A 21,946-nucleotide genomic window follows, 5' to 3' on the forward strand; every position below is an offset into this window, starting at 1 on the left:
AGACCGGAGGACTCATGGGCACCTTGCAACGCATCTATGACCGCTCTCCGGCCGTCGTGCAGGACCTGATGGCCTCGGCCAAGGGGGCCGTCAACAACCGTCGACGCTACGGCAAGACCTACTGGGAGCAGCGCGCCTGGTTGCAGCACTACGATCATTGGTCGCTTGACCAGATGATGGCCGATCAGCAGCAGCGGCTCACCGAGTTCGTCCGATTCGGCGCCACCGAGAGCCCGTTCTATCAACGCTTCTGGGCAGATGTGGATTGGCACGCAGTCCAGGGCTCAGACGACCTTCCCGAGCTTCCGATCTTGGAGAAGGAACTGCTCCGGGAGCACATGTCCGAGCTTTACACCGTCGACCCCAAGCATTCGACCGAGGGTCATACCGGCGGCACCACCGGCAAGTCACTGGTCGTGCGCTACACGCTGAACGACGGCATGAAGCGGATGGCCATGCTGGATCATTTCAAGGCCAAGCACGGCTTTGAGAATCGAAAGATGCGCAAGGCGACCTTCAGCGGCAAGCACATCGTGCCGCCGGGATATCAAGGCGATCGTTACTGGCGCTACAACGCCCCGGCACGGCAGATGCTCTATTCCACTTTCGACATGTCCGAAGCCAACCTCCACCACTACGTGGCTGGGCTGAATGACTTCAAGCCGGTGGCCATGGAGGGGTTCTTCACGTCGATGTGTGATCTGGCCAGCTACATCGAACGCCACGAACTGCCACTGACATTTACTCCCACGGCCATCTTTCCGACCTCAGAAGCCGTCACCCCACGCGGTCGGGCGCTGCTGGAACGAGTCTTCAAGACCAAGGTCTACGACCAGTACGCCTCCAGCGAGGGCGCCCCCTTCATCACTGAGTGCTCGGCCGGCAAGCTGCATCTTGAACCTGCCAGCGGCATCTTCGAACCGCTCCCTGGTGCGATCGAGCCCGATGGCACCTGCGAGACCTTGGTGACAAGCTTCACCACTCACGGCACCCCCTTGGTGCGCTATCAAATCGGTGACGCACTGAAGTTTGGCTCCGCTACCGGCGACCGGCACTGTGAATGCGGCTATGCGGCGCCGACGGTGGCTGGCATCCGTGGCCGATCCAGCGATCACCTGCTCCGTGCGGACGGCACGAAGATCAACGGCGGACACGTCGCCAACCTCTTCAAGAACATGCCCAACGCCTTGGTGCAGGCCCAGGCGATCCAGACCGAACTGGGGTCAGTGACGATCAACCTGGTCATCGACCCGCAGCACTACGAGGCCGACTTTGACGACCTCCTTCGCCAGGAGTTCGTCCACACCTTCGGCCACGAGACCGAGTTGCACATCAATCACGTCGACGAGATTCCGCGCGAGAAGAGCGGCAAGCTGCGTCTGATCAAGAACAATGTTTCTTCGTCCTGAGGCAGCACCGATGCGGAGCCCCTCGCGGGCCGACCTGTTGCTGGTCGGAGGCATTGCGCTGTCCCCGGTCACCGAGCTGGGCATTGGGCCGCTCAACGCCGGCGAGATCATGGTGCTGCTGTGGTGCGTGATCGAATGGACGATTCGACGTCCCCGCCCAGCGATCCGTCTTCAGGACGGCTTGTGGTGGTACCTCTTCTTCCTCTGCATCGTCATTGGAACGTGGATCGGGATCCAACTGACTCCCCATGCCACGGGCGTCGCAGGGCTCCTGACGTGGGCGTACTTCGCCTTCGTCTTCTTGACCATCGTGGCTGCATTGCGGGCCTGCACACGTGACTATCTGGAGCTCCTTCTGACACGAGTCGGCAGTTGGGGAGCGATCTTCTTCAGTTTCCTCCTGACGTGGTCGATCCTCGTCTCGAGGTCACTGTTCGGGCTCAGTCTCTGGTACTCCGGGTCTCGGTTCTCGGGCGGTGGCGCCAACCCCCACTACGTTGCGCTGGTCGCCGTCGTCTGCGCTTCCATCAACCTGCGAACCGCTGTCAGAGCGAGCACGCTCCGCTCCCGTGTCTGGGCTGGCCTGCTCATGCTTGCCAGTCTCGTGGCCGGCGCCGCCACCCTGTCGACCACGCTCGCGGCGGCGATCGCGCTGACCGGCTTGGTCATGCTCCTGTGTTACATGCTCCACGCCCGCAACGTTGGGCTCCTGTGGTTGGTCATGCTCATCGCCGCCGTCGTCGCAGTCATCAACGTCGGCTGGGTCCTCGATACTGCCGTGAAGGTCGTGGAAGGGGACGCCAACGGCCTTGGCCGCATCGACATCTGGGCCAGCTACACCCAGACCTTTGCCCTCAGCCCCGTGTTTGGCCTGGGCCCTGGAACACACGGAATGGGCGGCACGATCGAGTACCACAATGCGTTCATCGAGATTGCTGCCATGTCCGGGCTACTCGGCCTCCTAGTGTTCCTGATCCTCTGGGGCCGCGTCTTCCTCGCTGCGCTCCGCACCGATCTATGGCTCACGGCCCCGGTCCTCGTTGGCCTGATGTACGGCGTCGGTGGATTCTCGGTTCGGCGGCTGGTCTTCTGGGGCGTCCTCGGCATCATCGCCGCCCTTGTCCAGAGCGCGCGGGCAGAGGAGTCCTCGACCGAGAAAGCCCTCGCGGTCCATCCCACCGCCGCCGTCACACCGCGACCATGACCTGCTTGGAGCCCTCAGGCTCCGTCTTGGTCACCCCTGCGTCGCGTCGTCCACGGTCGCAATCTGGCGTCGGACGACGACTGCCATGACCGCGAAACGCGTCATCCCGCCCGCGGCAGCCATCGCCGCTCCGACGAGAACGTGCGGCGATCCGAGCAGGATCATCAGGCCGCCCACAGCGATCGAGGCAATGCACGCCATCGCGACCGCTGCGGTGACCGAGCCGTAGCGGTTCAGCACCTGCAGTGTCACGTCCTGGATGTAGGCCACCACGATTGAGGCCGCTCCGACCCCGATCAGCAGAAGCGAGGTCCAGTCCATCCCAAACTCCGGGCCGTACACCAGTCGAAGGACCGGGTCTCCCACCAGCGCCACCAGCGCCACCAGCGGGACGGCCGCTAGAGCCGCCCGCCGTGTCAGCCGCGCGGAGTATGACTTCAAGAACTGAGTCCCCGATTCATCGCGACGTCGTCGCAACGGCGTGATGATGATGGTCTGCATCGTCGAGCCCAGCAGGGCAGCGGCGGTCAGGAGGTAGGCCGCCGCCGTGAAGACACCGGTGTCCACGGGGCTGGCGATGATGCCCAGGACCAGCACAGGGATCTGGAACAGCAGGGACGCCAAGGCCTGACTTCCAGCCGCGAACATGCCTCCCTTGAGGATGTTCGACACGGCTCCGTCGACGGCGTCATGCTCGTAGGGGACGCTGCGACCGTTTGACCGTGCCCAGACCGCAGACACCAAGGACATCACGGCCGACATAGCAACGCCGGTCCATCCGAGCCCGGTGAGCACGACCAGCACCGTCGCTCCGACCGCGGTGCCGATAGCCGAGACGATGAGGATCTGTCCCTGCTTGGCCATCCGGTTGCCGTACTGGACCCTCCCCAGCTGGAGGTCGCTCAGAGAACTGGTGACCTTGAGGGCCGCCATCGGCAGGCCCATCTCCCAAGAGATCATCGGCACCAGCCAGGTCAGCCCAACGACGATGACCACGCCAATGACACACCCCAGCCAACGCAACCGCACGTAGGTGTGCCAAGGCCAGCGCACGCTCGCGGACAAGAAAATTGTCCGAAGTCCCATCTGGCACAGGACGAAGATGGGAGTGAACAGGGCGAGCACAAACCCGTACTCGGCCACCGCGGCCGCGCCGCCCTCGGTCCGCGCAAAAAGCCAGATGAGATACCAGCGCACCAACGAGGAACTGGCGATCCCGAGGGTGACCAGCATCGCTCCGCGCTTGGCCATCAACGGTCCGATTCAACGGGTCTGGTCAGCATGATCTCCAGAAACATCACCATGATTGCCGCGCAGGCTCAGACGGCAGCGACGGGCCGCTGTTCGTGCGAGGTGTAGTAGGAGCTGTAGTAGCCACCCGCACGCTTGTCCACCGGCACACCGTTGAGCACCACACCCAGCAGCGTTACGTCACCGGATTTCAGAAGGTCCAGCGACGTGGTCAACTGTGGGCGATGCACCACTCCGGAGCGCGCCACCACGATGGCTCCACCGGTCTGCGCGGACAGCACCACGGCGTCGGTGACCGGGAGCAATGGCGGGGTGTCGAAGAGCACGTAGTCATACTGACGCTCGACTCGTGCCAGCAAGTGTGCCATGGCCTCCGACCCCAGCAGCTCCGAGGGGTTGGGCGGCACGGTGCCGGCCGGCAGCACCGACAGGAATTGGGTGACCGGGATCGTCAGTGCTTCCAGGGATCCCCGGCCGGTCAGCACGTCCGACATGCCGAGCTCGCTGTCGAGCCGCATCCGGGCCGCCACCTGGGGGCGTCGCAGGTCAGCATCGATGAGCAGCACCGACTCGCCGGCCTCGGCCAACACGCGGGCAAGGTTGACCACCGTCTCCGTCTTGCCCTCAGCCGCGACCGAGGAGGTCACCACCATGGAATTGCGGCGTTCCCCGCCGAGTCCGACAAAGCCGACATTGGTGCGCAACCGCCGATAGGCCTCGGCATTGGCCCATTGCTCACCATCGGGCAGCGCCCGATCAGCCGAGGCAACGATCTGACCGATTGACGCAAGCACGGGCGCCGGGGTGATCTTGGCGACGTCATCCTTGTTGCGGAGTCGGGTGTCCAGCACCGACCGCAGCACCGCTTGCCCGAGCCCGATGAGCACTCCGACGACCGCACCCAGCGCAATGTTGAGGGCCGGGCGAGGCGCCACCGGACTACCGGGCACCACGGCTGGATCGATCACCGATGCGCTCACCAGACGTGTGCCGTCGGCACCAGCCGGCGACAACTGCCCCACGGTCCGGACCAAGCTGGCGCTGACGTGGTTGGCCAGCAACGCCGCCTGCTCAGGATTGGCGTCATTGACCTGAATCTTGATGATGGAGGTCGAATCGGGGGCGCTGACGGTCAACTTCCCCGCCAACTGCGACGGGGTGAGTGGCAGACCGAGCTCGTCGATGACCGGTTGCAGCACAGTCGCCGTCTTCGTGACCTGAACATAGGAGTCCACCTGACGCTCGGCATAGGTGGCGCCCGAGGACAGTTCCCCAGCGGTTTCGCCGGCCTCCACCGTCAGGAACACCTGCGCGGCTGCGCTGTAGGTCGGCGACTGCAAGAGCGTCATGCCGGCCGCGATCGCGATGCATACCAAGACGCTCGCAACGGCACTACGCCAGTAGCGCCGGAAGATCCGCGCGTATTGCTGCAGCTCCATCAGCAGTGTCCTTCTCCGAGCCGACGGCCCTGGGTTGTTCTCTGTGCCCCGCGCCAGTGCTGCGCCTAGGATGGTCCAACGCTGGCCGGTCTGGGCCAAACACTAGCGCACCGCAACCGGTTTCGAGGCCCCGAAGGTCGACCCGGGGTTGAGGGCACCAACGTCCGAGATGAGGAGTGATGGCATGAGTCAGGCGCACGCCGAGCGGACCGACATCCCGGGGCTGCTCGTCGTCCGGCTCCAACTGCGCCACGACGAGGTTGGTTGGATCAAGGACGCCTGGCACCGGACTACCATGACTGCCGCGGGCCTGCCCGAGTTTGCCCCGGTCCAACACCGGTTGCGACAGGTCGCTGCGCGCGGCACCACCCGTGGCTTTCACGCCGTCGCCTGGGACCAACTCATCGGACTGAGTCACGGCCGGGCGTTCGCGGCCTTCGTGGACCTGCGCGAGGGCGACGGCTTCGGGCGTACGTTCTCCGTCACCTTGGACCCGGGCACGTCGGTGTTCGTGCCGCGCGGGGTCGCCATGGCGGATCAGGTGTTGGAGGACGGCACCACATTTGGTCACCTGCTCTCCCACCACCCCACCGACGGCGCACCCACCGCCCAGGTCCACCCCTTCGACCCCGCCCTCGACATTGCCTGGCCGCTGCCGGCGGCAAGAGCGGCGCTGAGCCGTCGCGACGACCTGCTGCCGCTGCTGAGTGAGACCACCCCAATGCCACCCCGACGCACGCTGGTGGTGGGCACCGACACCTCATTGGGCCGGGCGTTGCTGGCTGAGATGCCGGGAGCCGGCGGGATCACCGAATCGGAGCTGGCCTCTGATGATCTCGACCTGTCCGGCTGGAACACCATCATCAACGCCTACGGCGCTGTCGCCTCGGGTTGGGACCGGGATCCACTGCGGGTCGAGCACTGGAACGAAGCCGCCGCCAGGGCTCACCGCATCGCCGTCCTCGCCCAACGGCACCAGTTGCGCCTGGTCCACGTCTCGGCCGACCCGTCATTTGAGCGGCACGCGCCCGAGCATGACGAAGCCGCAGATCTGGACCTGCGTGACCCCCACGCCGAGGCGCTGGCTGCTGGCGAACTCATCGCCACCGGCGTACCGGGCCACCTGATCATCAGGACCACCTGGGTGATGCGTGCCACCGACGGATTCCTGACCGAACTCGCCGCCGAAGCCCGACACCACGCCCCCAACGAGGTCACCGCCGCCACCGGCCGGATCACCTTTGCCGACGAGCTGGCCGCCGCCATCACTCACCTGTTGGACTCGGCAGCGCCTGCCGGCACCTACAACGTCACCGGTGAGGGACCGGTGGTGTCGTGGGCTGACATCGCCCGACGGGTCTATCTCACCCTCTGTGCTGACCCTGCCCTGATCAGCGAGAGCCACACCGGTCCACGCCAGGATCAGGCCGCCCTCACCTTGGCCCGACTTCGCGGCACCGGCTTCCGCACCGGCAACTCGTGGCTGGAACTGGACGAACTCATGTCGGCCCAGGCCGGGCGTCGCGCCCGGACCTCACCCGCCCCCGCTCCGGCAGCGGGCGCACCGTCCCGCGTGCCAGCGCCGGTGGCTCAAGCTGCGGCCCCGGCGCCAGACCCCACCCGGCCCTACCGGGTGCTGTTCGTGTGCACCGCCAACATCTGCCGGTCCGCCTATGCCGATGTCGCGGCACGCCATCTCTCCCCCGAGGGGCTGCACTTCAGCTCGGCCGGCACCCAAGCCCTGGTCGACCAGCCGGTGGACCCACCGATGGCAGCCCATCTGGCTGTCCCCGAGACCGGCCAGCAGCATCGAGCACGTCAACTGACCCGGCACCTGGTCGACGAGGCCGATCTGGTCCTCACCATGGCCGCCGACCACCGCCGCCACATCCTCGACGACTGGCCCACAGCTGCGCCCAAGGTCTATGTCATCGGCCACGCCGCCCGGGAACTTGCCCACCTCCCCACGGAGGTGGACCTGCCGGGCGTCACCCAGCATCTGTGGACCCACCGCTCCTCCGACCCGGGCGATCAGGTGCCGGACCCCTACCGGCGCGGCCCGGAACGCGCCGCCCAAGCCGCCAGTCAGATCGATGGCTATCTCGACACCATCACCAGCACGCTGAGCGGCCTGGCGCAGACTGGTGCGTCCACCCAGCCAAGCTGAGTGTGAGGTAGCGGTCGAAGGTCGCGGGTCACCTCGCCGGTGATCCGTGTAGCCTCACATCCGCAGCAACCGGATGCAGGAGGGGGACAGCCGTGAGCATCAGACAGTCACCGTGGGCCTCGGCGACGGGTTTGGCCGTCCTCGCGATCGTCACGATCGTCTTGGTGGCAATGGCGCTCAATCGCACCGCGCCTCATTCGGACCCCAGCCAGATCGGCGCCACGCCGGCACCGCCGCCGGTCACCCAGCCAGCCCCGGCCAGCACGCCTGAACCGACACCGGACGACTCGGAGCAGGCCCCACGCAACGACGAGTCCCCGGGCAACGATGAGACTCCCAGCGACGACCGGACTCCGGGGAACTCGGAGAGCCCCGGCCCTGGTTCGTCGAGCAGCCCCCGCCCTTCGACTGAGGGCAATCCCAGCCCGGGCCGCGAGAGCGTGCTCGAACCGGGCGGCTTCTGCGGCACCCTCGGCTCCCGGATGCGGTACGCCGGGGAGTACTACTTCTGCGTCGACTGGGAATGGGTCCACGAGGACGACGCCTGACCCGTCGAGGCCTGACCCCAAGCGGGCCGGCCCCGATCAGTCGGGCCAGCGCGGCGTGTCCGGCTTGGGGCGCAGCAGTGTCTCGCGATCGAACCAGTTCCCGTCGGCCATCGTCGGCTTCGGCGCCGGCGCATCCTCATCCACCGGATCCGGATTGGCCATCGCGGCCTCATGGTCGGCACGGTTCTTGGTCATCGCTGCCCGGTCAAAGACGTATGGCGCACCCTGACTGGGGGCGCTGCGCGGGGCCTCCGGTTCGCTGACCGGGTCGTTGGTCTCCGGGGTCGGGTCCGGCCGAGCGGGAGCCGCCGGATGCGCGGTGCCCGCGTCGGTGGCCGATCCCTCAGCAGCCGGCTCGGCGGTGTCTTTGCGCAGCGACGGTCCAGCCGGGACCACCCAGGCATCGGGGTCCTCGGGCTCGGACCGGTTCTGCCAGTCGGGCCACTGCCGGCGCAGGAACCGCAGCGCGACAAGAGCACCGATCGCACATACCAGCAAGATCGCTTCGACGGCGATGATGTCGAGGCCGAAGTAGACGCCCAGGCCCGCGCCCAGGTTGGCGACGAAGTGCGCCAGCACCGCCAAGCCCCAGCCCAGCTTCTCGCGGCCCTTGATCAAGCCCCACATCACCAGGGCAGAGAAGGCGAGGTGGAGGCACAGCGCAAAAATCCGTTCCAGACCACCGGCAAACGCCATGAAAGGCGACATCGCCGCGAACTGGGCCAGCACCTCCTGCTGACGTTCGGGCGGCAGCGCTGCCAGCACCTGGTCGGCGGTGCCACCGTCGATCGCGAGCGCCACCATCAGGTTGTTGATCGCGGCCAGTCCGACGATGACCAGCATCTCCAGCCCGGCGTGGCCCCAACCGAACGCGATCGCGTCCTTGAAGCGACGTTCCTTGGCCATCAGGTACTTCATCGCGATCCAGCGCCCGGTCTCCTCGAAGAGACCAGCAGTCAGGGCCGCGATCACCACGCCGGTGACGCCGACCATGACCGCACCCAGCGGTGTCGCACCTATCGCCGACATCAGCGGCATGCGGACGATCAGCTGGCTGACGAAGAAGCACAGCATGCCGATGAAGAAGACCTTGGCGATGCGCCACTTGCGCAGCTGCATGACGATCAGCCCCGCCCAGGGCAGCAGCAGTGCAACGACCGCAGTGAAAAACAGGCCCCACATGACCATCAGTGGCATGAACGTGACTCCAGCAACCTCGCCCGACAAGTGCGCTCAGGCTAGCAGCGGGCGCGTCATTCAGTCCGGGAGTCGGCCTCGCCCTCGGCGGTCGGAGCCGAGTCAGCCGCCGGCTCCGGATCCTGGGTCGTCGGCTCCGGATCCTGGGTCGGCTGCTCCGGATCCTGGGTCGGCTGCTCGGGATGGTCGGTCGGCTCCGTCTTGGCCTGCTCGGCCTTGGCCTGCTGAGCCTGCGCGTACCGAACCTCGTCCCGCCGCGGCAGGTCCACCCGCTTGGTGGCCCGCTTCATGAACTGGTAGCCGACCAACAACAGCACCAGCAGTCCGACGATCAGGAACAACGGCAGCAGACCAGCCACCACATCTTCTGGCTCCGGCGGCGCCACAGGTGTCGCCTGAAGCACGGTGAAGAACAAACCGATCATGGCCGTCATGCTAGTCCTGTCAGCCCGACCGACAGGACACCCGACAGAGAGGGCTCAGCTGGCCCGCGACGCGGCCTCGACCGCGATGCCGGTGAACAAGTCGTCCTCGGGTCCGATCTCGCCGACCTCACTGCGGACCAGTTCGTACTCCTCGGTCGGCCAGGCTTCCTGTTGCACCTCCAGCGGCACCGCGAAGAAGAAGCCGTTCGGGTCGATCTGGGTGGCGTGGGCCAGCAGGGCCCGGTCGCGGGTTTCGAAGTAGTCGCCGCACTCGACATGGCAGGTGGCCCGGTCCCGGCGGTCGTCGGGGAAGTTGGCCAGCCGTTCGGCGTACGGGGACTCCAGACCCCGCGCGGTCATGGCCTGGTCGAGGGCCTCGAAGCGGGCCTTGCTGAATCCTGCGTGGTAGTAGACCTTCTGCACCTGCCAGGCCGGGCCGTGCTCGGGCCACGCCTCCGGGTCGGCGGCCGCGTCGACGGCAGCCATCGAGATCCTGTGACACATGATGTGGTCGGGGTGCGGGTAGCCACCGTTCTCGTCGTAGGTGGTGAGCACGTGCGGTCGGAACTCGCGGATCGCCTTCACCAGCCGACCGGCCGCCTCGTCGACGTCCTCCAACGCGAAACAGCCCTCGGGCAGCGGCGGCAGCGGGTCACCCTCGGGCAGGCCGGAATCGACCCAGCCCAGCGCCACATGGTCCACGCCCAGGATGGCGCGGGCCGCAGCCATCTCGTCGGCGCGGATCCGGGTGATGTTGGCCAACACGTCGGGCCGGTCCATCGCCGGGTTGAGGATCGAGCCACGTTCCCCGCCGGTGCAGGTCGCGACCAGCACCTCGACGCCCTGCTCGACATACATCGCAGTGCTCGCGGCTCCCTTGCTCGACTCGTCGTCGGGGTGGGCGTGCACATGCATCAGTCGCAGCGGATCGCCGGCGGCATCGGTACGCCGGGGGGACACAGACATGTCGACCTGCCTTCGCTGGTGGATGAACTCGGGTGGCGGATGAATCAGGGTGCGTCGGTGTGCGGCCGGAGGCCTGCGACAGCCCGCAACAGCCGCCCAGAACTGTAGTCCATCGCCGCAATCGTGCGATCCGGCTTGAGGTGCGCGAACATGGGCGACAATGGGACGGTGAGCAGCACCGAGGACACCGCATCAACTCTCGACACCACTGGGGTCCACGCACCCTCGGCCCAGGACCCTGAGGTCCAGCAGAGACTGGAGCGTCGCTATCCGCCGGACCGGATCTCCCGTCCGGTCAAGATCACTGCCACGGTGGCCTTCGCCGCGATCGCGCTGGCCTGGTTGGTGTGGGCGGCGCTGTTTCACTCCAACCCGCCGGTCGGCGCCCAGGTCAGTGAGTTTGCCGTGGTCGACGCCGGAGAGATCACCGCCACCTTGGTGGTGGACCGTCCCGACCCGTCGGTGGCCGTCACCTGCCAGGTGTATGCGGAGGCGGTGGACTACGAACGCGTCGGCGAGAAGGTCGTCCACGTCGGCCCCGGCACCGAGACCGTGGAACGCATCACCGTGTCGGTGCGGACCTTCCGTGAGGCCGCCTCGGTCGGCACCACCGGTTGCACCGTCGACTGAGCCCGAATCGCCCTAATCCGTTGGAAAAATGGGGCCTTCTGCTAAGCTCTCCCGATGGCTGAAACCATCGATACCCACGACACGGTGTGGCTGACGCAAGAAGCGTTCGACAAGCTCACCGCCGAATTGGCCCACCTCGAGGGCCCCGGGCGTACCGAGATCGCTAACAAGATCGCGGCTGCCCGCGAAGAGGGCGACCTCAAGGAGAACGGCGGCTACCACGCCGCCCGCGAGGAGCAGGGCCAGAACGAGGCCCGGATCCAGATCCTCAAGGACAAGCTGCAGCGCGCCAAGGTTGGCGAGAGCGCAGCCAAGTCCGACACCGCCGAGCCGGGCACCCTGGTGACCGTGGCCTACGACGGTGACACCGACGACACCGACACCTTCCTGCTCGGCTCCCGTGACGTGCTGGGCCTGGACGACTCGGTCGACGTGCAGGTGTTTTCCCCGCAGTCCCCGCTGGGAGCGGCGGTGGTCGGCCAGAAGCTCGGCGCCGAGGTCAGCTACGACGCACCCAACGGCAAGCCGATCGCGGTGACCATCACCAAGCTGGAGCCCTGGACCTGACCGAATCCTTCCTTCGGCCATACGACAGCCGCACCGGTGAACTTCGCCGGTGCGGCTGTTACGTATGGGCCTTTTGTGCGAGGCGCGACTGACAGGGGTCAGTCCTGGTTGCCGACCTTGATCTGGGCATACCCCATGACCACCGACACATCCAGGCGCGCGGCACCGTTGCCCATCACGACCTCGTCACCGGAGCCGGAGTGCTGACCCGACCAGGCGATCCGGCCCAGCTGAGTGTCGGCGTGCACGGTCACGTTGGAGCCCTCGGCCAGGCGTACGATCAGCGACCCCGACTCGCACCGGATCCGGTTGCGGCCGGTGCGGATCCGCCCCTCGACAGTCACCTGACCGGCCTGCACCAGCAGGTTGTCCAACTCGTTGACGTCCTGCAGGTGAGCGCCTGAGGCGGTCACCCGGACGGTGCCCAGCGCCGGCATCGACTGGGTCGACAAGCTGCCGGCAATCAACTCCACATCGGCCAGCAGGCCCGGGTTGACGCGCACGATCAGCTCCTTGCCGAGCCCCATCGACTTGATGTCGTCGAAGCTGCCCGGCAGCTTCGGCAGCCCCAACAGACCCCGCTCCGGCTTCTCGTCCCCATCGCTGGTGACCTCGATGACCGCACCGTTGCGCCGCAGCACGTGCGGACCCTCCACCTCGACCGCGGCGACCTTCGCATCGCCGACCACGCGCAGCCGACGCCCCACCACGCGTACCGAAACCCGCTCGACCTCGGCATCATCGTGCTTGCTGAAGTCCTCCTCGGCTTCGGTCGCCGACTTGGCCTCGGGTTCCGGTTCCGCCTTGGTTTCGGCAGTCTTCTCCTCTTGGGCAGGCTCGCTGCGGAAGCTCTCCCGGCTGTACGCCCGCCAGTCGCCGTTGCTGCGCCAGTCGGTGGGCTTGTCGCCGGTCTTCTCGGTCGACTTCTCCCCTGCCTGCGCCGCATCCGTATCTGCGGCAGCGGTGTCCTCGGGCTCGACATGCTCGGCCACGTCCTCGACCTGATCGACCGTCTCAGCCTCGGTCCGACCGCCGCCCGGCTTCACTCTGCGGGCGCCAGCGGCATCCACCGGATCATCGGCCTGACGGAGCTGCTGGATGCGTCGCTGGGCCTCGGCTGCGTCAATACGTCCGGCGGCGAGATCGTTGAGGATGGGGGTGAGATCGGGCGCGTCAGTCATGGGTCCGAGCCTAGTCCGATGTGCGGTCGAGTGATCACCCCGGAGTCTGAATTCTTCGGACTAGGGTGGGGCCGTGAACCGACTGGCGAGGTGGTGGCGTGACCGCAGGCAGGGATCAGCCACTCTCCCCCGCGACGTCTACGTGTTGGCGATCGTCGCCTTCTTGGTGATGGTCGGCTTCGGGGTCGTAGTGCCAGTGCTGCCGCCCTTCGTACAAAGCTTCGGCGGCGACAACCTGGCCGTCGGATTCGCGGTGTCGAGCTTCGCGCTGATGCGGCTGCTGACCAGCCCTTGGGTGCCCAAGGTGGTGTCCGCACTCGGCGCCCGCAGCACCTTGGGCATCGGCATGTTCATCGTCGCTGCTTCCAGTGCGCTGGTCGGCTTCGCCGCCAACTACCCCCAGCTGGTCGTCTTTCGGGCGATGGGCGGCATCGGGTCGGCGATGTTCACGGTGTCGGCGATGGTGCTGCTGGTCAACGCAAGCCCGGCCAACCGCAGGGGTCGCACCATGAGTCTCTATCAGGGCGGCTTCCTGCTCGGCGGCATGGCCGGGCCCGCCGTCGGTGGGCTGTTGGCGCAGATCTCGCTGACCGCCCCGTTCTTCTTCTACGCCGGCACCCTCACCGCCGCCGGCGTGGTCGCCCTGGTGCTCATCCGCCCGACCGACGCCACCTCTGCCAAGCGCGACACCACGGTGGTGCCGCTGCGGACCCTGCTGCGCGACTCCCGCTATCAGGCCGCATGTGTGGCCGGCTTCGCCAACGGCTGGTCCAGCATGGGCGTACGCAACTCGCTCATCCCGATCTTCGTGGTCTCCACCCTGATGCTGGAACCAGCCTGGACCGGCTACGCCTTCGCCATCGCCGCCGTGGTGCAGACCATCACCCTGACCCAGGCCGGCAAGTGGAGCGACACCTTGGGGCGTCGTCCGGTCATGATCGCCGGCGGTCTGATCGCGGCTGGCGCGATGATGGCGGTGCCTTTTGTTGGCAGCTACTGGCTGCTGGTGGTGGTGCTGTGCTTCTACGGCATCGCCGCTGCCCTGCAGGGCACCGCGCCGGCCGCGCTCGTCGGCGACATTGCCGGCGGTCGCAGCGGCCCGCCGTTTGCGCTGTGGTCGATGACGGTCGACTTCGGGAGCATCCTCGGTCCGCTGGCAGCCGGTTGGCTGGCTGACCACACCAGCCTCTACGCGGCCTACGGGATCAGCGCCGCCTTCCTCGCCCTGGGCGCGCTGATGGCGATCCGGATGCCCGGTGGTCGGCCCATCGACGAGGATGCTGACACCCCAGCCCCTACCAGGAGCAGAACCGATGACCGCCCAACCCCTGACCGAACTGATCGCCCCCGACTGGGCCGAAGCGTTGGCCCCGGTGGCACCCGTGGTCGCCTCGATGGGTGAGTTCCTTCGCGCCGAAGTCGCCGCCGGCCGCGGCTACCTGCCCGACGGAGCCGACGTGCTGAAGGCCTTCACCCGCCCGCTGGCCCAGGTGCGGGTGCTGATCGTGGGCCAGGACCCCTACCCCACCCCGGGCCATCCGATGGGGCTGTCGTTTTCGGTCGCACCCGGCGTACGCCCGCTGCCGCGCAGCCTGCAAAACATCTATGCCGAGCTGGAATCCGACCTGGGCATCCCGCCGGCAGCCTCCGGTGATCTGACGCCGTGGTTCGATCGAGGCGTCCTGCTGCTCAACCGGTGCCTGACGGTGGCGCCTGGCCAACCCGCCTCCCATCGCGGCAAGGGCTGGGAGCAAGTCACTGACCGGGCCATCGAGGTGTTGTCTGAGCGCGGCGGGCCGCTGGTGGCGATCCTGTGGGGTCGCGACGCCCAGTCCCTGCAGTCCCGGCTGGGCGGGATTCCGGCGATCACCTCGCCCCATCCCTCGCCGCTGTCGGCCAGCCGCGGATTTTTCGGCTCCAAGCCGTTCTCGCGCGCCAATGCCGCCTTGGAGTCCCAGGGCGGGGAGCCGATCGACTGGCGGCTGGGCTGACCGTTCATGGCTGACGCTGTCGTTGGACGGCGGTGGAAGAATGACGCCATGTTCGGTTCTCTCTTCGGTGACAAGCAGACCATGGTGACTCCTGAGCGCGCGCTGCGCGGTCGCGAGACGCCCGTGCTGACCAGCTTCCCCGAGCACCTGGTGCTCGAGGTGCCGATCGACGCCGAACCGCCGGGCAGCGAGGTCGCCTACTTGGCAGGCGGCTGCTTCTGGGGAATCGAACGGATCGCGTGGCGGCTGGACGGTGTCGTTAACACCGCCGTCGGCTACATGGGTGGCTACACGCCGAACCCGACCTACGAGGAGACCTGCACCGCCAAGACCGGCCATGCCGAGACGGTGAAGGTGGTTTTCGACCCGAAGCACATCAGCTACGCGGAGCTGCTCCAGGTCTTCTTCGAGAACCACAACCCCACTACCGCCAACCGGCAGGGCAACGACATCGGCACCCAATACCGCTCGGCGATCTTCACGACCTCCGAGGAGCAGGCCCAGATCGCCAACGACGCGATCATCCAGCTGGACCCACGTTTCCGTGACGCCGGCCACGGCCCCATCACCACCCAGGTCAGCCCTGCCGGAACCTTCTACTATGCCGAGGCCGAGCACCAGCAATACCTGGACCGCAACCCGAATGGCTACTGCAATCACGGGCCCAACGGGATGAGCTGCCCGATCGGCGTGCTCGACTGAGGCAGGGCGACAGGAGCGAGAGGCACCACGTGTCACGGGTGGTACGATTTCTTGTACCAACAGGAGGTTCTCATGCCCGTCACTGCCAGTGAAGCCCGGTCGCGCCTGTTCCCGCTGATCGAGCAGGTCAACGACGACCGGAGCGCTGTCGAGATCACGTCGAAGCGCGGCAACGCCGTGCTGATGTCAGCCGATGACTACTCGGCGTGGCAGGAGACGGCGTACCTCTTCCGGTCCCCCGCCAACGCCCGGCGGCTTCTGGACGCCCTGGCGGCCGTCGAGAACGGCGAGGCCGTGCCCCGTGACCTTGACCGATCATGAGGATCGTCTTCGCGCCCCAAGCGTGGGAAGACTACGTCCACTGGCAACAGGTCGATCGGACCTTGGTCAAGCGCATCAACCGGCTGATCGACGACTGCGCAAGGGACCCGTTCGACGGCATCGGTAAGCCCGAACCCCTCAAGTACGGCGTGCCCAATGCCTGGTCGCGCCGCATCACCGACGAGCATCGCCTCGTCTACATCGTTCGCGACGACGACCTGATCCTGCTCCAAGCGCGCTACCACTACACGCGCTGAGCAGCGCCGAACACCGCCTCAGCCCCGGTCGCTGCGCAACATCGCGTAGATGAAGGTGTCGGTCCACTCCCCCTTGGACCACCAGTCCTGCCGCAGGTGCGCTTCCCGGCGCATCCCGACCGCTTCGGCCAGCCGTGCCGAGGCAGTGTTGCGCGCATCCATGTTGGCCACCACTCGATGCAGTTGGTGGTGGTCGAAGGCCAGGTCGAGCACCGCAGCGACCGCCTCCCGGGCGTACCCATGGCCGCTGTGGTCAGGTGACAGCACCCAGCCGATCTCGGCGACGCTGCCGCGGTCGTGCGGGGCATCCCGGGTGAGCCACAGCGCCACGTCACCGATCAAGGCACCGTCGTGTTCGATCGCCAACGCGATCGCCGCAGCGGTGTCGATACCGGTGCGGCCCAGCCGGGTCTCGATCTGACGCTCAGCTGCTGCCTCGTCCCACGGCTCCTCCAACAGAAACCGCGCCACCTCAGGTCGACGATAGATCCCGTGCAGGGCTTCCCGGTCGGCGGCGGTGAACAGCCGCAGCCGAAGCCGTGGCGTGGTCAGCGGCAGCGGGCCACTCATGCGCGAGGGTTCTCCGGGTCCGGCGGATAGTGGGGCTCGGTGACCTCACCCGGCTCCGGCACCGTCGTCGGCGCCACCCGTGGGGTGGGCTGGTCCGAGCCGCTGCTGTCGGTGCCGGTGACCTTCCCGAGCAGGTTCATCAGGTGATAGATGCCCAGCGCCCCGATGGTGCCCAGCGCGATGCCCTTCAGTTCGATGCCACCCGAGGCCCACGTGACGTCGGCGATGCCGATCACCAGCGCGACGCCGGCGGTGAACTGGTTCTTGGGCTTGGCGAAGTCGACGCCGGCATCGACCCACATGCGTACGCCGATGATGCCGATCAGGCCGTAGAGGATGAAAGTGACACCGCCCAGGACACCTGCCGGGATCGAGTTGATCACCGCGCCGACCTTGGGCGACATCGACAGCAGGATCGCGAAGATGCCAGCCACCCAGTAGGCGGCGGTCGAGTAGACCCGGGTGGCGGACATCACGCCGATGTTTTCGCCGTAGGTGGTGGTCGGCGAACCACCGAAGCCGGCCGACAGCGCGGTGGCGACACCGTCGGCGGTCAGGGTGCGGCCGACCATGTGGTCCAGGTTGCGGTTGGTGAGCAGGCCGACGCTGGTGACGTGGCCGACGTTCTCGGCGATCAACACCAGGATCACGGGCAGGAACATCGGCAGCAGTTCGGGATGGAAGGTCGGCGTGGTGAAGTCGGGCAGCCCGATCCAGGCCGCCTCACCGACGGCGGAGAAGTCGACCTCGCCGCGGACCACCGCGGTCACATAGCCGATGGCGACACCCACCAGCACGGCGATCCGACCGAGGAAGCCCTTGAACAGCGCCGTGCACAGCACCACCGCGAGCAGGGTCACCACCGCGGTCACCGGACCCTGCTGGAAATTCTGGTACGCCGTCGGGGCCAGGTTGAAGCCGATCAGCGCCACGATGGCACCCATCACGACCGGCGGCATCAGCAGGCTGATCCACCGGGTGCCCACCACGTTGACCAGCAGACCGATCAGCGCCAGCAGCACACCGACGACCAGGACGCCGCCGAGCGCTCCGCTGGGGCCGGTTGAGGCGGTCGCGGCGACGATCGGGGTGATGAAGGCAAACGAGGAGCCCAGGTAGCTGGGCACCTTGTTCTTGGTGATGAGCAGGAACAGGATCGTGCCAACGCCGGAAAACAGCAGCGTGGTCGAGGGCGGGAAGCCGGTCAGCAGCGGCACCAGGAACGTAGCGCCGAACATGGCGACGACGTGTTGGGCGCCGATGCCGATCGTCAGCGGCCAGGCGAGCCGTTCTTCGGGGGCGACGATGCTGTCAGGGGCGACGCTGCGCCCGTTTCCGTGCAGTTTCCACAGCGGCATGAGTGTCTCCTAGGCTGATCGCCGCGAGACCTTCCTCACAGCTCAGCCGGAAATCTTGCCACAGGTTTGCCCGCCCTGTGCAGCGTGAGTCGTGTGCAGGTGTGAGCCGAGGGCTCAGGCGATGCCCATCTTCGCGAAGGCGTTGCGGAAGATCTGCAGTCCGTCCAGACCCGGCATCCGCTGGACGCGCTTGTCGAGACCGTCGAGGTCGTCGCGGCGACCTTCGAAGAGGTGGCGCATGACCGCCTGGACCTCGTCGTCGCTCATGATCCCCGACCCGACGGGGCGCCAGACGCGGCCGAGGATGAGGCGGACGAGCTTCTGCGCCTCGGGCCGTTCGGCCATTTCCTCACGGGCCTGAGTGGTGTAGAAGGCGACGTGGCGAGTCTCCTGCTGCGCGATGCGTTCGAGCAGGGGCGACAGGGCGGGGTGGTCCTGCATGGCGGCGAGGCGACGGTACGCGGCGACGGCGGACAGTTCGTTGGCGGCACCCCAAGCCATGTGGACGGCGATGAAGTTGCGGCCGATGAGGTTGGACAGGGCGCCCTGCTTGGCGGGCCCGAGCGCGTCGGCCCAGCCGAGCTTGACGCGGCGGGCCTTCACCTCGTCGTAGTCGACGATGATGCCGTGGCGACGCAGGACGTCGGCGAGGGCCTCGCCGTGCCAGAACTCCTCGCGATTCCACACGGTCATGAAGCCGGCGGCCTCGGTCTTGTGGCGCGAGGGGGTGACGAGCAGGTCCCGCAGATAGCAGGAGGTGTGGTATTCGACGTCGCACATGTAGCGCAGGGATCGCAGGGTCTGCGCGTCGAGGGGGCGGTCGTCGAAGGTGTCAAAGTCGAGGTCGTCCCAGTTGACCCGTTCGGAGGTCTCGGCGAAGCGTTCCAGGTCGAAGGCCATGATCAACTCTCTTTCGCGCGGCGAGCGGGCGTGGGGCGGCGTGCCGGGGCGGCGTGACGCAGCGCCCGGCGTACGGACCGCAGCGACGGGGTCGGCCTCCCCGGCACGAGGTCGGCGATGACGGCATCGGAGGCGGCGAGGGCGGACTGGGCCGCGGCGCTGCCGTAGAGGCTACGCAGGGAGCGGCGGGCGTCCGCGTCGCCGACGCCGCCGACGCGCAGCGGCGCCCAGTTGGCCAGCGCCCAGGCGGCGGCGAGGCGTTCCTGGGGACTGCGGGCAAGGCGGGCGGTGGCCTCGGCGCGGAAGAACGCGATCATGGGGCGGCGGCGTTCGATGAGTTCGGCGACGGCGGCGTACGTCCCGCCGCTGAGCTCGGGCAGGAGTGTCTCGTACGCGACCTGAAGCGCGCCCTCGTGGATCGCCATCTTGGCCATGTGGCCGGCGGTGATGGGTTCGCGGATGGCGAAGCCGACGACGGGGGTGACCAGCGGGAGGATCTTCTCGACGTACGCGCTGCGGGCCCGGTCGAGGCCGCGCGGCGGCAGCGGGGTGGGGGCGTCGCCGTCGACGGCGAGGATGTCGCGGATGGCCACGGCCATCCAGTGGCGTTCGAAGGCCCAAGTCGCGAGGAAGGCCGTGATGCGTGCCTCGACGCCGGTCCACGACGAGATGACTTCGCGGAGTTCGCTGATGGCGCCGTTCTCGACGCGCCACAGGAAGGCGAGGTCGGCGCGGCGGGCGTCGGGCAGTTCGCCGGGGCCGGGAGTCTCGCGGATGCGGCCCTTGGCCTGGCGGGTGTAGGCGGCGACGTCGAAGTCGGTGTGGAGGACGGCGTGGGCGGGGTCGCCGTCGAAGTAGACGTGGCCGTTGCGGTAGCCGAGTTCGTCGGCGGCCGAGCGGGCGGTTGGCGGGGTGGAGGGTGCGGCGGTGGAAGGGTCGTCCTGCTTGTGGACCTGGGTCACCCGGCATCTCCCTACGCGTGGCGTGTCAACGACCCCTATCTTGCCCCATCGGCGCGGCGGATCCCACGCGCTGTCGTCTATCGGTCATCCCGCGGACGACCGGGTGCACAGGTGGTCACGGGCTCGTGTTTCACTGGGCGCCATGGCCTTCGAGATTCCGCCGGTGACCGCCTTCGTCCTGTTGAGCGGGGCCGACGCCGGCCTCCTCGACGGGGAACGGATTGCCGCGCAGCTCGCGGCGGACTGGTCGCTCGACACGGGGGTGTCGCCGGTCCAGGCGGCGCTGCCCAGTGATCGGCCCGAGCCGGCGACGGCGGTGGCGGCGGCCGCGCTGACGGTGGCCGACTGTGCGGTGGACCTCTTCCTGATGCAGGGGCGGCTCGCCGAACCGGACGGGCTGTCGGAACTCGCGCTCGAGGGCAGCGGCTGGTATGCCGACGAGCCCTTCGACGGTGAGCATGTCGCCTATCTGGAGGTCCGGATCGCCGAGGGGGACGGGGAACGGTCGCGCCCCGTCCTGGGGACGCTGCTCACCCAGGTGGTGGCGAGCCTGCTGGCCCTCGAGGAGCGGGCGGTGGCCGTGCACTACATGCCCAGCTTCACCATCGTCGACCCGCCGTCCTTCCGGGAGGTCGCGACCGGCTTCCTGCCGGACCGGTCGCCCTATCCGATCTGGCTGCAGCTGCGGATGCTGGAGGCGGAACTCCCCGACGGAGAACCGATCACGAGCGGCTTCACGCTCGGCCTGGCGTGGCTGGGGTTCGCCGAGCTGGAACTCGAACCGCTGCCCGCACCCGGCGACTACGGCGCGGCGGTGCTACGCGCGGCGGCGGCCTCGGTGATCGGCGGCGACCTCGAACTGCGCGACGGCGCCGAATTCGGCGGCGACCAGAAGTTTCGACTCACCCGCAGCGACGAGCCCCGCTACTCGAACGCGGAGGTCGTGTACGCCGTCACCCCGGTGTTCGAGGACTGAGTCCGGTGGGTTTGCTCGGCTCCCTCGGACCGGCTCCCACCGATGGCCCCCAGGGCCACGCCAAGTACGGATATGGTGAGCGCATGCTCCCGGCCCTCCTTCGCACAACGATTGGCCGCCGTCGGTCCCGACGCGGGGAGTCCCGCGCGGCCTGGTATAACAGCCGTCTACCCCGGCCCGAGGCTGAACGCTTCCAACTAGCTCGGTTCAACACCGTCTGGTCCAAGGCACTGCACGAAGTCCCCTTCTACCAGTCCTGGGCCAAAGAGCATGACTTGCCCGACAAGATCGCCGCGCTGTCCGAACTGCGCGCGTTTCCGGCCCTGACCAAGACGGTCATCCAAGAGCGGCACGATGAGATCTTCACGGACGGCGGGGGGAGGACAATCGAGCGCGCGTACTCCACGGGCGGGACGACGGGCACCCCGACGCGCTACCCCCAGGGCGACGGAGAAGGAGCCAACGCGTACGCGAACGCGTACGCCGCGCGCGGCTGGTGGGGCATTCGACCCTTTGATTCATACGTGCATGCATGGGGTCACGCCCACCTTTTTGGTGGCGGCCGACTCGCGAAGGCTAAGCGACAGGCAAGGGACCTGCTGGTCAATGCGACCCGGATTAATGCCTACGACATGACGAGCGAGGCTTTGGCTTCGCACGCTCGCACGATTCTGCGACGCAATCCGTCATACCTAGTAGGGTATACCTCCGCGGTGTTCAAGATCGCTCGCCACATCGAGGCAACAGGCTTGGACACGTCGGGGCTTACGAACCTGCGAGCGGTCATCGTCACAGCCGAAACAGTCACTGCCGCCGACGCTGACGTGCTCGGCAGCGTTTTCGGCGTCCCTGTGGTCATCGAGTACGGCGCAGCCGAGACGGGCGTCATGGCGTATTCGCGGGGAAGAACGTGGCCCTTGCAGGT

The 21,946-nt window shown here is 67.4% G+C and carries 22 protein-coding genes; 12 read left to right on the top strand and 10 right to left on the bottom strand.

What is annotated here, in order from left to right; genetic code table 11:
* Positions 1 to 14: 14 nt before the first annotated feature.
* Together CGZ91_RS01925 and CGZ91_RS01930 are read left to right on the top strand one after the other, a co-directional pair.
* Positions 15 to 1,409: a phenylacetate--CoA ligase family protein gene (locus CGZ91_RS01925; protein ID WP_094452271.1), complete on the top strand. Its 1,395-nt coding sequence runs from the start codon at positions 15 to 17 to the stop codon at positions 1,407 to 1,409.
* A 109-nt stretch (positions 1,410 to 1,518) separates the two neighbouring features.
* On the top strand, positions 1,519 to 2,613 hold the full coding sequence (locus CGZ91_RS01930) for an O-antigen ligase family protein (protein WP_144008456.1): 1,095 nt from the start codon (positions 1,519 to 1,521) through the stop codon (positions 2,611 to 2,613).
* A 30-nt stretch (positions 2,614 to 2,643) separates the two neighbouring features.
* Here CGZ91_RS01930 and CGZ91_RS01935 read toward each other — a convergent pair whose 3' ends face one another.
* Together CGZ91_RS01935 and CGZ91_RS01940 are read right to left on the bottom strand one after the other, a co-directional pair.
* Positions 2,644 to 3,864, bottom strand: a complete 1,221-nt coding sequence (locus tag CGZ91_RS01935) for a lipopolysaccharide biosynthesis protein (protein ID WP_094452273.1) — start codon at positions 3,862 to 3,864, stop codon at positions 2,644 to 2,646.
* 68 nt (positions 3,865 to 3,932) lie between these two features.
* Positions 3,933 to 5,303, bottom strand: a complete 1,371-nt coding sequence (locus tag CGZ91_RS01940) for a polysaccharide biosynthesis tyrosine autokinase (RefSeq protein ID WP_094452274.1) — start codon at positions 5,301 to 5,303, stop codon at positions 3,933 to 3,935.
* Between the two features lie 184 nt (positions 5,304 to 5,487).
* Here CGZ91_RS01940 and CGZ91_RS01945 point away from each other — a divergent pair, with 184 nt between their 5' ends.
* Together CGZ91_RS01945 and CGZ91_RS01950 are read left to right on the top strand one after the other, a co-directional pair.
* On the top strand, positions 5,488 to 7,470 hold the full coding sequence (locus tag CGZ91_RS01945) for a dTDP-4-dehydrorhamnose 3,5-epimerase family protein (RefSeq protein ID WP_179229173.1): 1,983 nt from the start codon (positions 5,488 to 5,490) through the stop codon (positions 7,468 to 7,470).
* 92 nt (positions 7,471 to 7,562) lie between these two features.
* Positions 7,563 to 8,018, top strand: coding sequence for a hypothetical protein (locus CGZ91_RS01950; RefSeq protein WP_094452276.1), 456 nt, complete (start codon positions 7,563 to 7,565; stop codon positions 8,016 to 8,018).
* Between the two features lie 36 nt (positions 8,019 to 8,054).
* Here the strand turns inward: CGZ91_RS01950 and CGZ91_RS01955 are convergent, their stop codons facing one another.
* The 3 genes from CGZ91_RS01955 to mca are packed head-to-tail and all read right to left on the bottom strand — an operon-like array spanning position 8,055 to position 10,606.
* A complete protein-coding gene (locus tag CGZ91_RS01955; protein ID WP_094452277.1) occupies positions 8,055 to 9,215 on the bottom strand; it encodes a YhfC family intramembrane metalloprotease in 1,161 nt (386 codons plus the stop codon).
* Between the two features lie 56 nt (positions 9,216 to 9,271).
* Positions 9,272 to 9,640: a hypothetical protein gene (locus CGZ91_RS01960; RefSeq protein ID WP_144008457.1), complete on the bottom strand. Its 369-nt coding sequence runs from the start codon at positions 9,638 to 9,640 to the stop codon at positions 9,272 to 9,274.
* A gap of 54 nt (positions 9,641 to 9,694) precedes the next feature.
* On the bottom strand, positions 9,695 to 10,606 hold the full coding sequence (gene mca / locus CGZ91_RS01965) for a mycothiol conjugate amidase Mca (RefSeq protein ID WP_094452279.1): 912 nt from the start codon (positions 10,604 to 10,606) through the stop codon (positions 9,695 to 9,697).
* 168 nt (positions 10,607 to 10,774) lie between these two features.
* Here mca and CGZ91_RS01970 point away from each other — a divergent pair, with 168 nt between their 5' ends.
* Both CGZ91_RS01970 and greA read left to right on the top strand, forming a co-directional pair.
* On the top strand, positions 10,775 to 11,236 hold the full coding sequence (locus CGZ91_RS01970) for a DUF4307 domain-containing protein (protein ID WP_179229174.1): 462 nt from the start codon (positions 10,775 to 10,777) through the stop codon (positions 11,234 to 11,236).
* A 54-nt stretch (positions 11,237 to 11,290) separates the two neighbouring features.
* Positions 11,291 to 11,803, top strand: a complete 513-nt coding sequence (gene greA, locus CGZ91_RS01975) for a transcription elongation factor GreA (RefSeq protein ID WP_094452281.1) — start codon at positions 11,291 to 11,293, stop codon at positions 11,801 to 11,803.
* Positions 11,804 to 11,901: 98 nt separating this feature from the next.
* Here greA and CGZ91_RS01980 read toward each other — a convergent pair whose 3' ends face one another.
* A complete protein-coding gene (locus tag CGZ91_RS01980; protein WP_094452282.1) occupies positions 11,902 to 12,984 on the bottom strand; it encodes a hypothetical protein in 1,083 nt (360 codons plus the stop codon).
* A gap of 73 nt (positions 12,985 to 13,057) precedes the next feature.
* On the opposite strand from CGZ91_RS01980, the gene CGZ91_RS01985 reads away from it, so the two are divergent.
* The 5 genes from CGZ91_RS01985 to CGZ91_RS02005 all read left to right on the top strand — a co-directional run bounded on the left by CGZ91_RS01985 (position 13,058) and on the right by CGZ91_RS02005 (position 16,255).
* Entirely contained in the window at positions 13,058 to 14,386 is a 1,329-nt protein-coding gene (locus CGZ91_RS01985; protein ID WP_229116359.1) for an MFS transporter, read from the top strand.
* Positions 14,298 to 14,975, top strand: a complete 678-nt coding sequence (locus tag CGZ91_RS01990) for a uracil-DNA glycosylase (protein WP_094452283.1) — start codon at positions 14,298 to 14,300, stop codon at positions 14,973 to 14,975. Before CGZ91_RS01985 ends, CGZ91_RS01990 begins: the two co-directional genes overlap by 89 nt.
* A 48-nt stretch (positions 14,976 to 15,023) precedes the next feature.
* Positions 15,024 to 15,677 (top strand): peptide-methionine (S)-S-oxide reductase MsrA, encoded by a 654-nt coding sequence (msrA, locus tag CGZ91_RS01995; RefSeq protein ID WP_094452284.1) that lies wholly within the window; start codon positions 15,024 to 15,026, stop codon positions 15,675 to 15,677.
* A gap of 72 nt (positions 15,678 to 15,749) precedes the next feature.
* Positions 15,750 to 15,998, top strand: coding sequence for a type II toxin-antitoxin system Phd/YefM family antitoxin (locus CGZ91_RS02000; protein WP_094452285.1), 249 nt, complete (start codon positions 15,750 to 15,752; stop codon positions 15,996 to 15,998).
* Positions 15,995 to 16,255: a Txe/YoeB family addiction module toxin gene (locus CGZ91_RS02005; protein ID WP_094452286.1), complete on the top strand. Its 261-nt coding sequence runs from the start codon at positions 15,995 to 15,997 to the stop codon at positions 16,253 to 16,255. Before CGZ91_RS02000 ends, CGZ91_RS02005 begins: the two co-directional genes overlap by 4 nt.
* Positions 16,256 to 16,273: 18 nt before the next feature.
* On the opposite strand, the gene CGZ91_RS02010 is transcribed toward CGZ91_RS02005, so the two are convergent.
* From CGZ91_RS02010 to CGZ91_RS02025, 4 genes are all read right to left on the bottom strand, one after another.
* Complete coding sequence (locus CGZ91_RS02010) at positions 16,274 to 16,825, bottom strand: GNAT family N-acetyltransferase (RefSeq protein ID WP_094449615.1); 552 nt, start codon at positions 16,823 to 16,825, stop codon at positions 16,274 to 16,276.
* Positions 16,822 to 18,183 carry a uracil-xanthine permease family protein gene (locus tag CGZ91_RS02015; RefSeq protein WP_094452287.1) on the bottom strand — a complete coding sequence of 454 codons (1,362 nt, stop codon included), beginning with the start codon at positions 18,181 to 18,183 and terminating at the stop codon, positions 16,822 to 16,824. Before CGZ91_RS02015 ends, CGZ91_RS02010 begins: the two co-directional genes overlap by 4 nt.
* A gap of 114 nt (positions 18,184 to 18,297) precedes the next feature.
* Positions 18,298 to 19,083: a ferritin family protein gene (locus CGZ91_RS02020; protein ID WP_094452288.1), complete on the bottom strand. Its 786-nt coding sequence runs from the start codon at positions 19,081 to 19,083 to the stop codon at positions 18,298 to 18,300.
* Between the two features lie 2 nt (positions 19,084 to 19,085).
* A complete protein-coding gene (locus CGZ91_RS02025; RefSeq protein WP_094452289.1) occupies positions 19,086 to 20,045 on the bottom strand; it encodes a hypothetical protein in 960 nt (319 codons plus the stop codon).
* Between the two features lie 142 nt (positions 20,046 to 20,187).
* Between CGZ91_RS02025 and CGZ91_RS02030 the strand changes: the two genes are divergently transcribed.
* The gene (locus CGZ91_RS02030) at positions 20,188 to 21,021 is read left to right on the top strand and encodes a hypothetical protein (RefSeq protein ID WP_094452290.1); all 834 of its coding nucleotides are present in this window, start codon (positions 20,188 to 20,190) and stop codon (positions 21,019 to 21,021) included.
* Positions 21,022 to 21,946 lie beyond the last annotated feature (925 nt).

The sequence above is a fragment of the Parenemella sanctibonifatiensis genome (genome assembly GCF_002250565.1).
Taxonomy (GTDB): domain Bacteria; phylum Actinomycetota; class Actinomycetes; order Propionibacteriales; family Propionibacteriaceae; genus Parenemella; species Parenemella sanctibonifatiensis.

Bases quoted from the DNA above. Each gene is read 5' to 3' on its own strand.
- CGZ91_RS01925 (WP_094452271.1), top strand. From the start codon at position 15: ATGGGCACCTTGCAACGCATCTATGACCGCTCTCCGGCCGTCGTGCAG.
- CGZ91_RS01930 (WP_144008456.1), top strand. From the start codon at position 1,519: ATGGTGCTGCTGTGGTGCGTGATCGAATGGACGATTCGACGTCCCCGC.
- CGZ91_RS01935 (WP_094452273.1), bottom strand. From the start codon at position 3,864: ATGGCCAAGCGCGGAGCGATGCTGGTCACCCTCGGGATCGCCAGTTCC.
- CGZ91_RS01940 (WP_094452274.1), bottom strand. From the start codon at position 5,303: ATGGAGCTGCAGCAATACGCGCGGATCTTCCGGCGCTACTGGCGTAGT.
- CGZ91_RS01945 (WP_179229173.1), top strand. From the start codon at position 5,488: ATGAGTCAGGCGCACGCCGAGCGGACCGACATCCCGGGGCTGCTCGTC.
- CGZ91_RS01955 (WP_094452277.1), bottom strand. From the start codon at position 9,215: ATGCCACTGATGGTCATGTGGGGCCTGTTTTTCACTGCGGTCGTTGCA.
- CGZ91_RS01960 (WP_144008457.1), bottom strand. From the start codon at position 9,640: ATGATCGGTTTGTTCTTCACCGTGCTTCAGGCGACACCTGTGGCGCCG.
- mca (WP_094452279.1), bottom strand. From the start codon at position 10,606: ATGTCTGTGTCCCCCCGGCGTACCGATGCCGCCGGCGATCCGCTGCGA.
- greA (WP_094452281.1), top strand. From the start codon at position 11,291: ATGGCTGAAACCATCGATACCCACGACACGGTGTGGCTGACGCAAGAA.
- CGZ91_RS01980 (WP_094452282.1), bottom strand. From the start codon at position 12,984: ATGACTGACGCGCCCGATCTCACCCCCATCCTCAACGATCTCGCCGCC.
- CGZ91_RS01990 (WP_094452283.1), top strand. From the start codon at position 14,298: ATGACCGCCCAACCCCTGACCGAACTGATCGCCCCCGACTGGGCCGAA.
- msrA (WP_094452284.1), top strand. From the start codon at position 15,024: ATGTTCGGTTCTCTCTTCGGTGACAAGCAGACCATGGTGACTCCTGAG.
- CGZ91_RS02000 (WP_094452285.1), top strand. From the start codon at position 15,750: ATGCCCGTCACTGCCAGTGAAGCCCGGTCGCGCCTGTTCCCGCTGATC.
- CGZ91_RS02005 (WP_094452286.1), top strand. From the start codon at position 15,995: ATGAGGATCGTCTTCGCGCCCCAAGCGTGGGAAGACTACGTCCACTGG.
- CGZ91_RS02010 (WP_094449615.1), bottom strand. From the start codon at position 16,825: ATGAGTGGCCCGCTGCCGCTGACCACGCCACGGCTTCGGCTGCGGCTG.
- CGZ91_RS02015 (WP_094452287.1), bottom strand. From the start codon at position 18,183: ATGCCGCTGTGGAAACTGCACGGAAACGGGCGCAGCGTCGCCCCTGAC.
- CGZ91_RS02020 (WP_094452288.1), bottom strand. From the start codon at position 19,083: ATGGCCTTCGACCTGGAACGCTTCGCCGAGACCTCCGAACGGGTCAAC.
- CGZ91_RS02030 (WP_094452290.1), top strand. From the start codon at position 20,188: ATGGCCTTCGAGATTCCGCCGGTGACCGCCTTCGTCCTGTTGAGCGGG.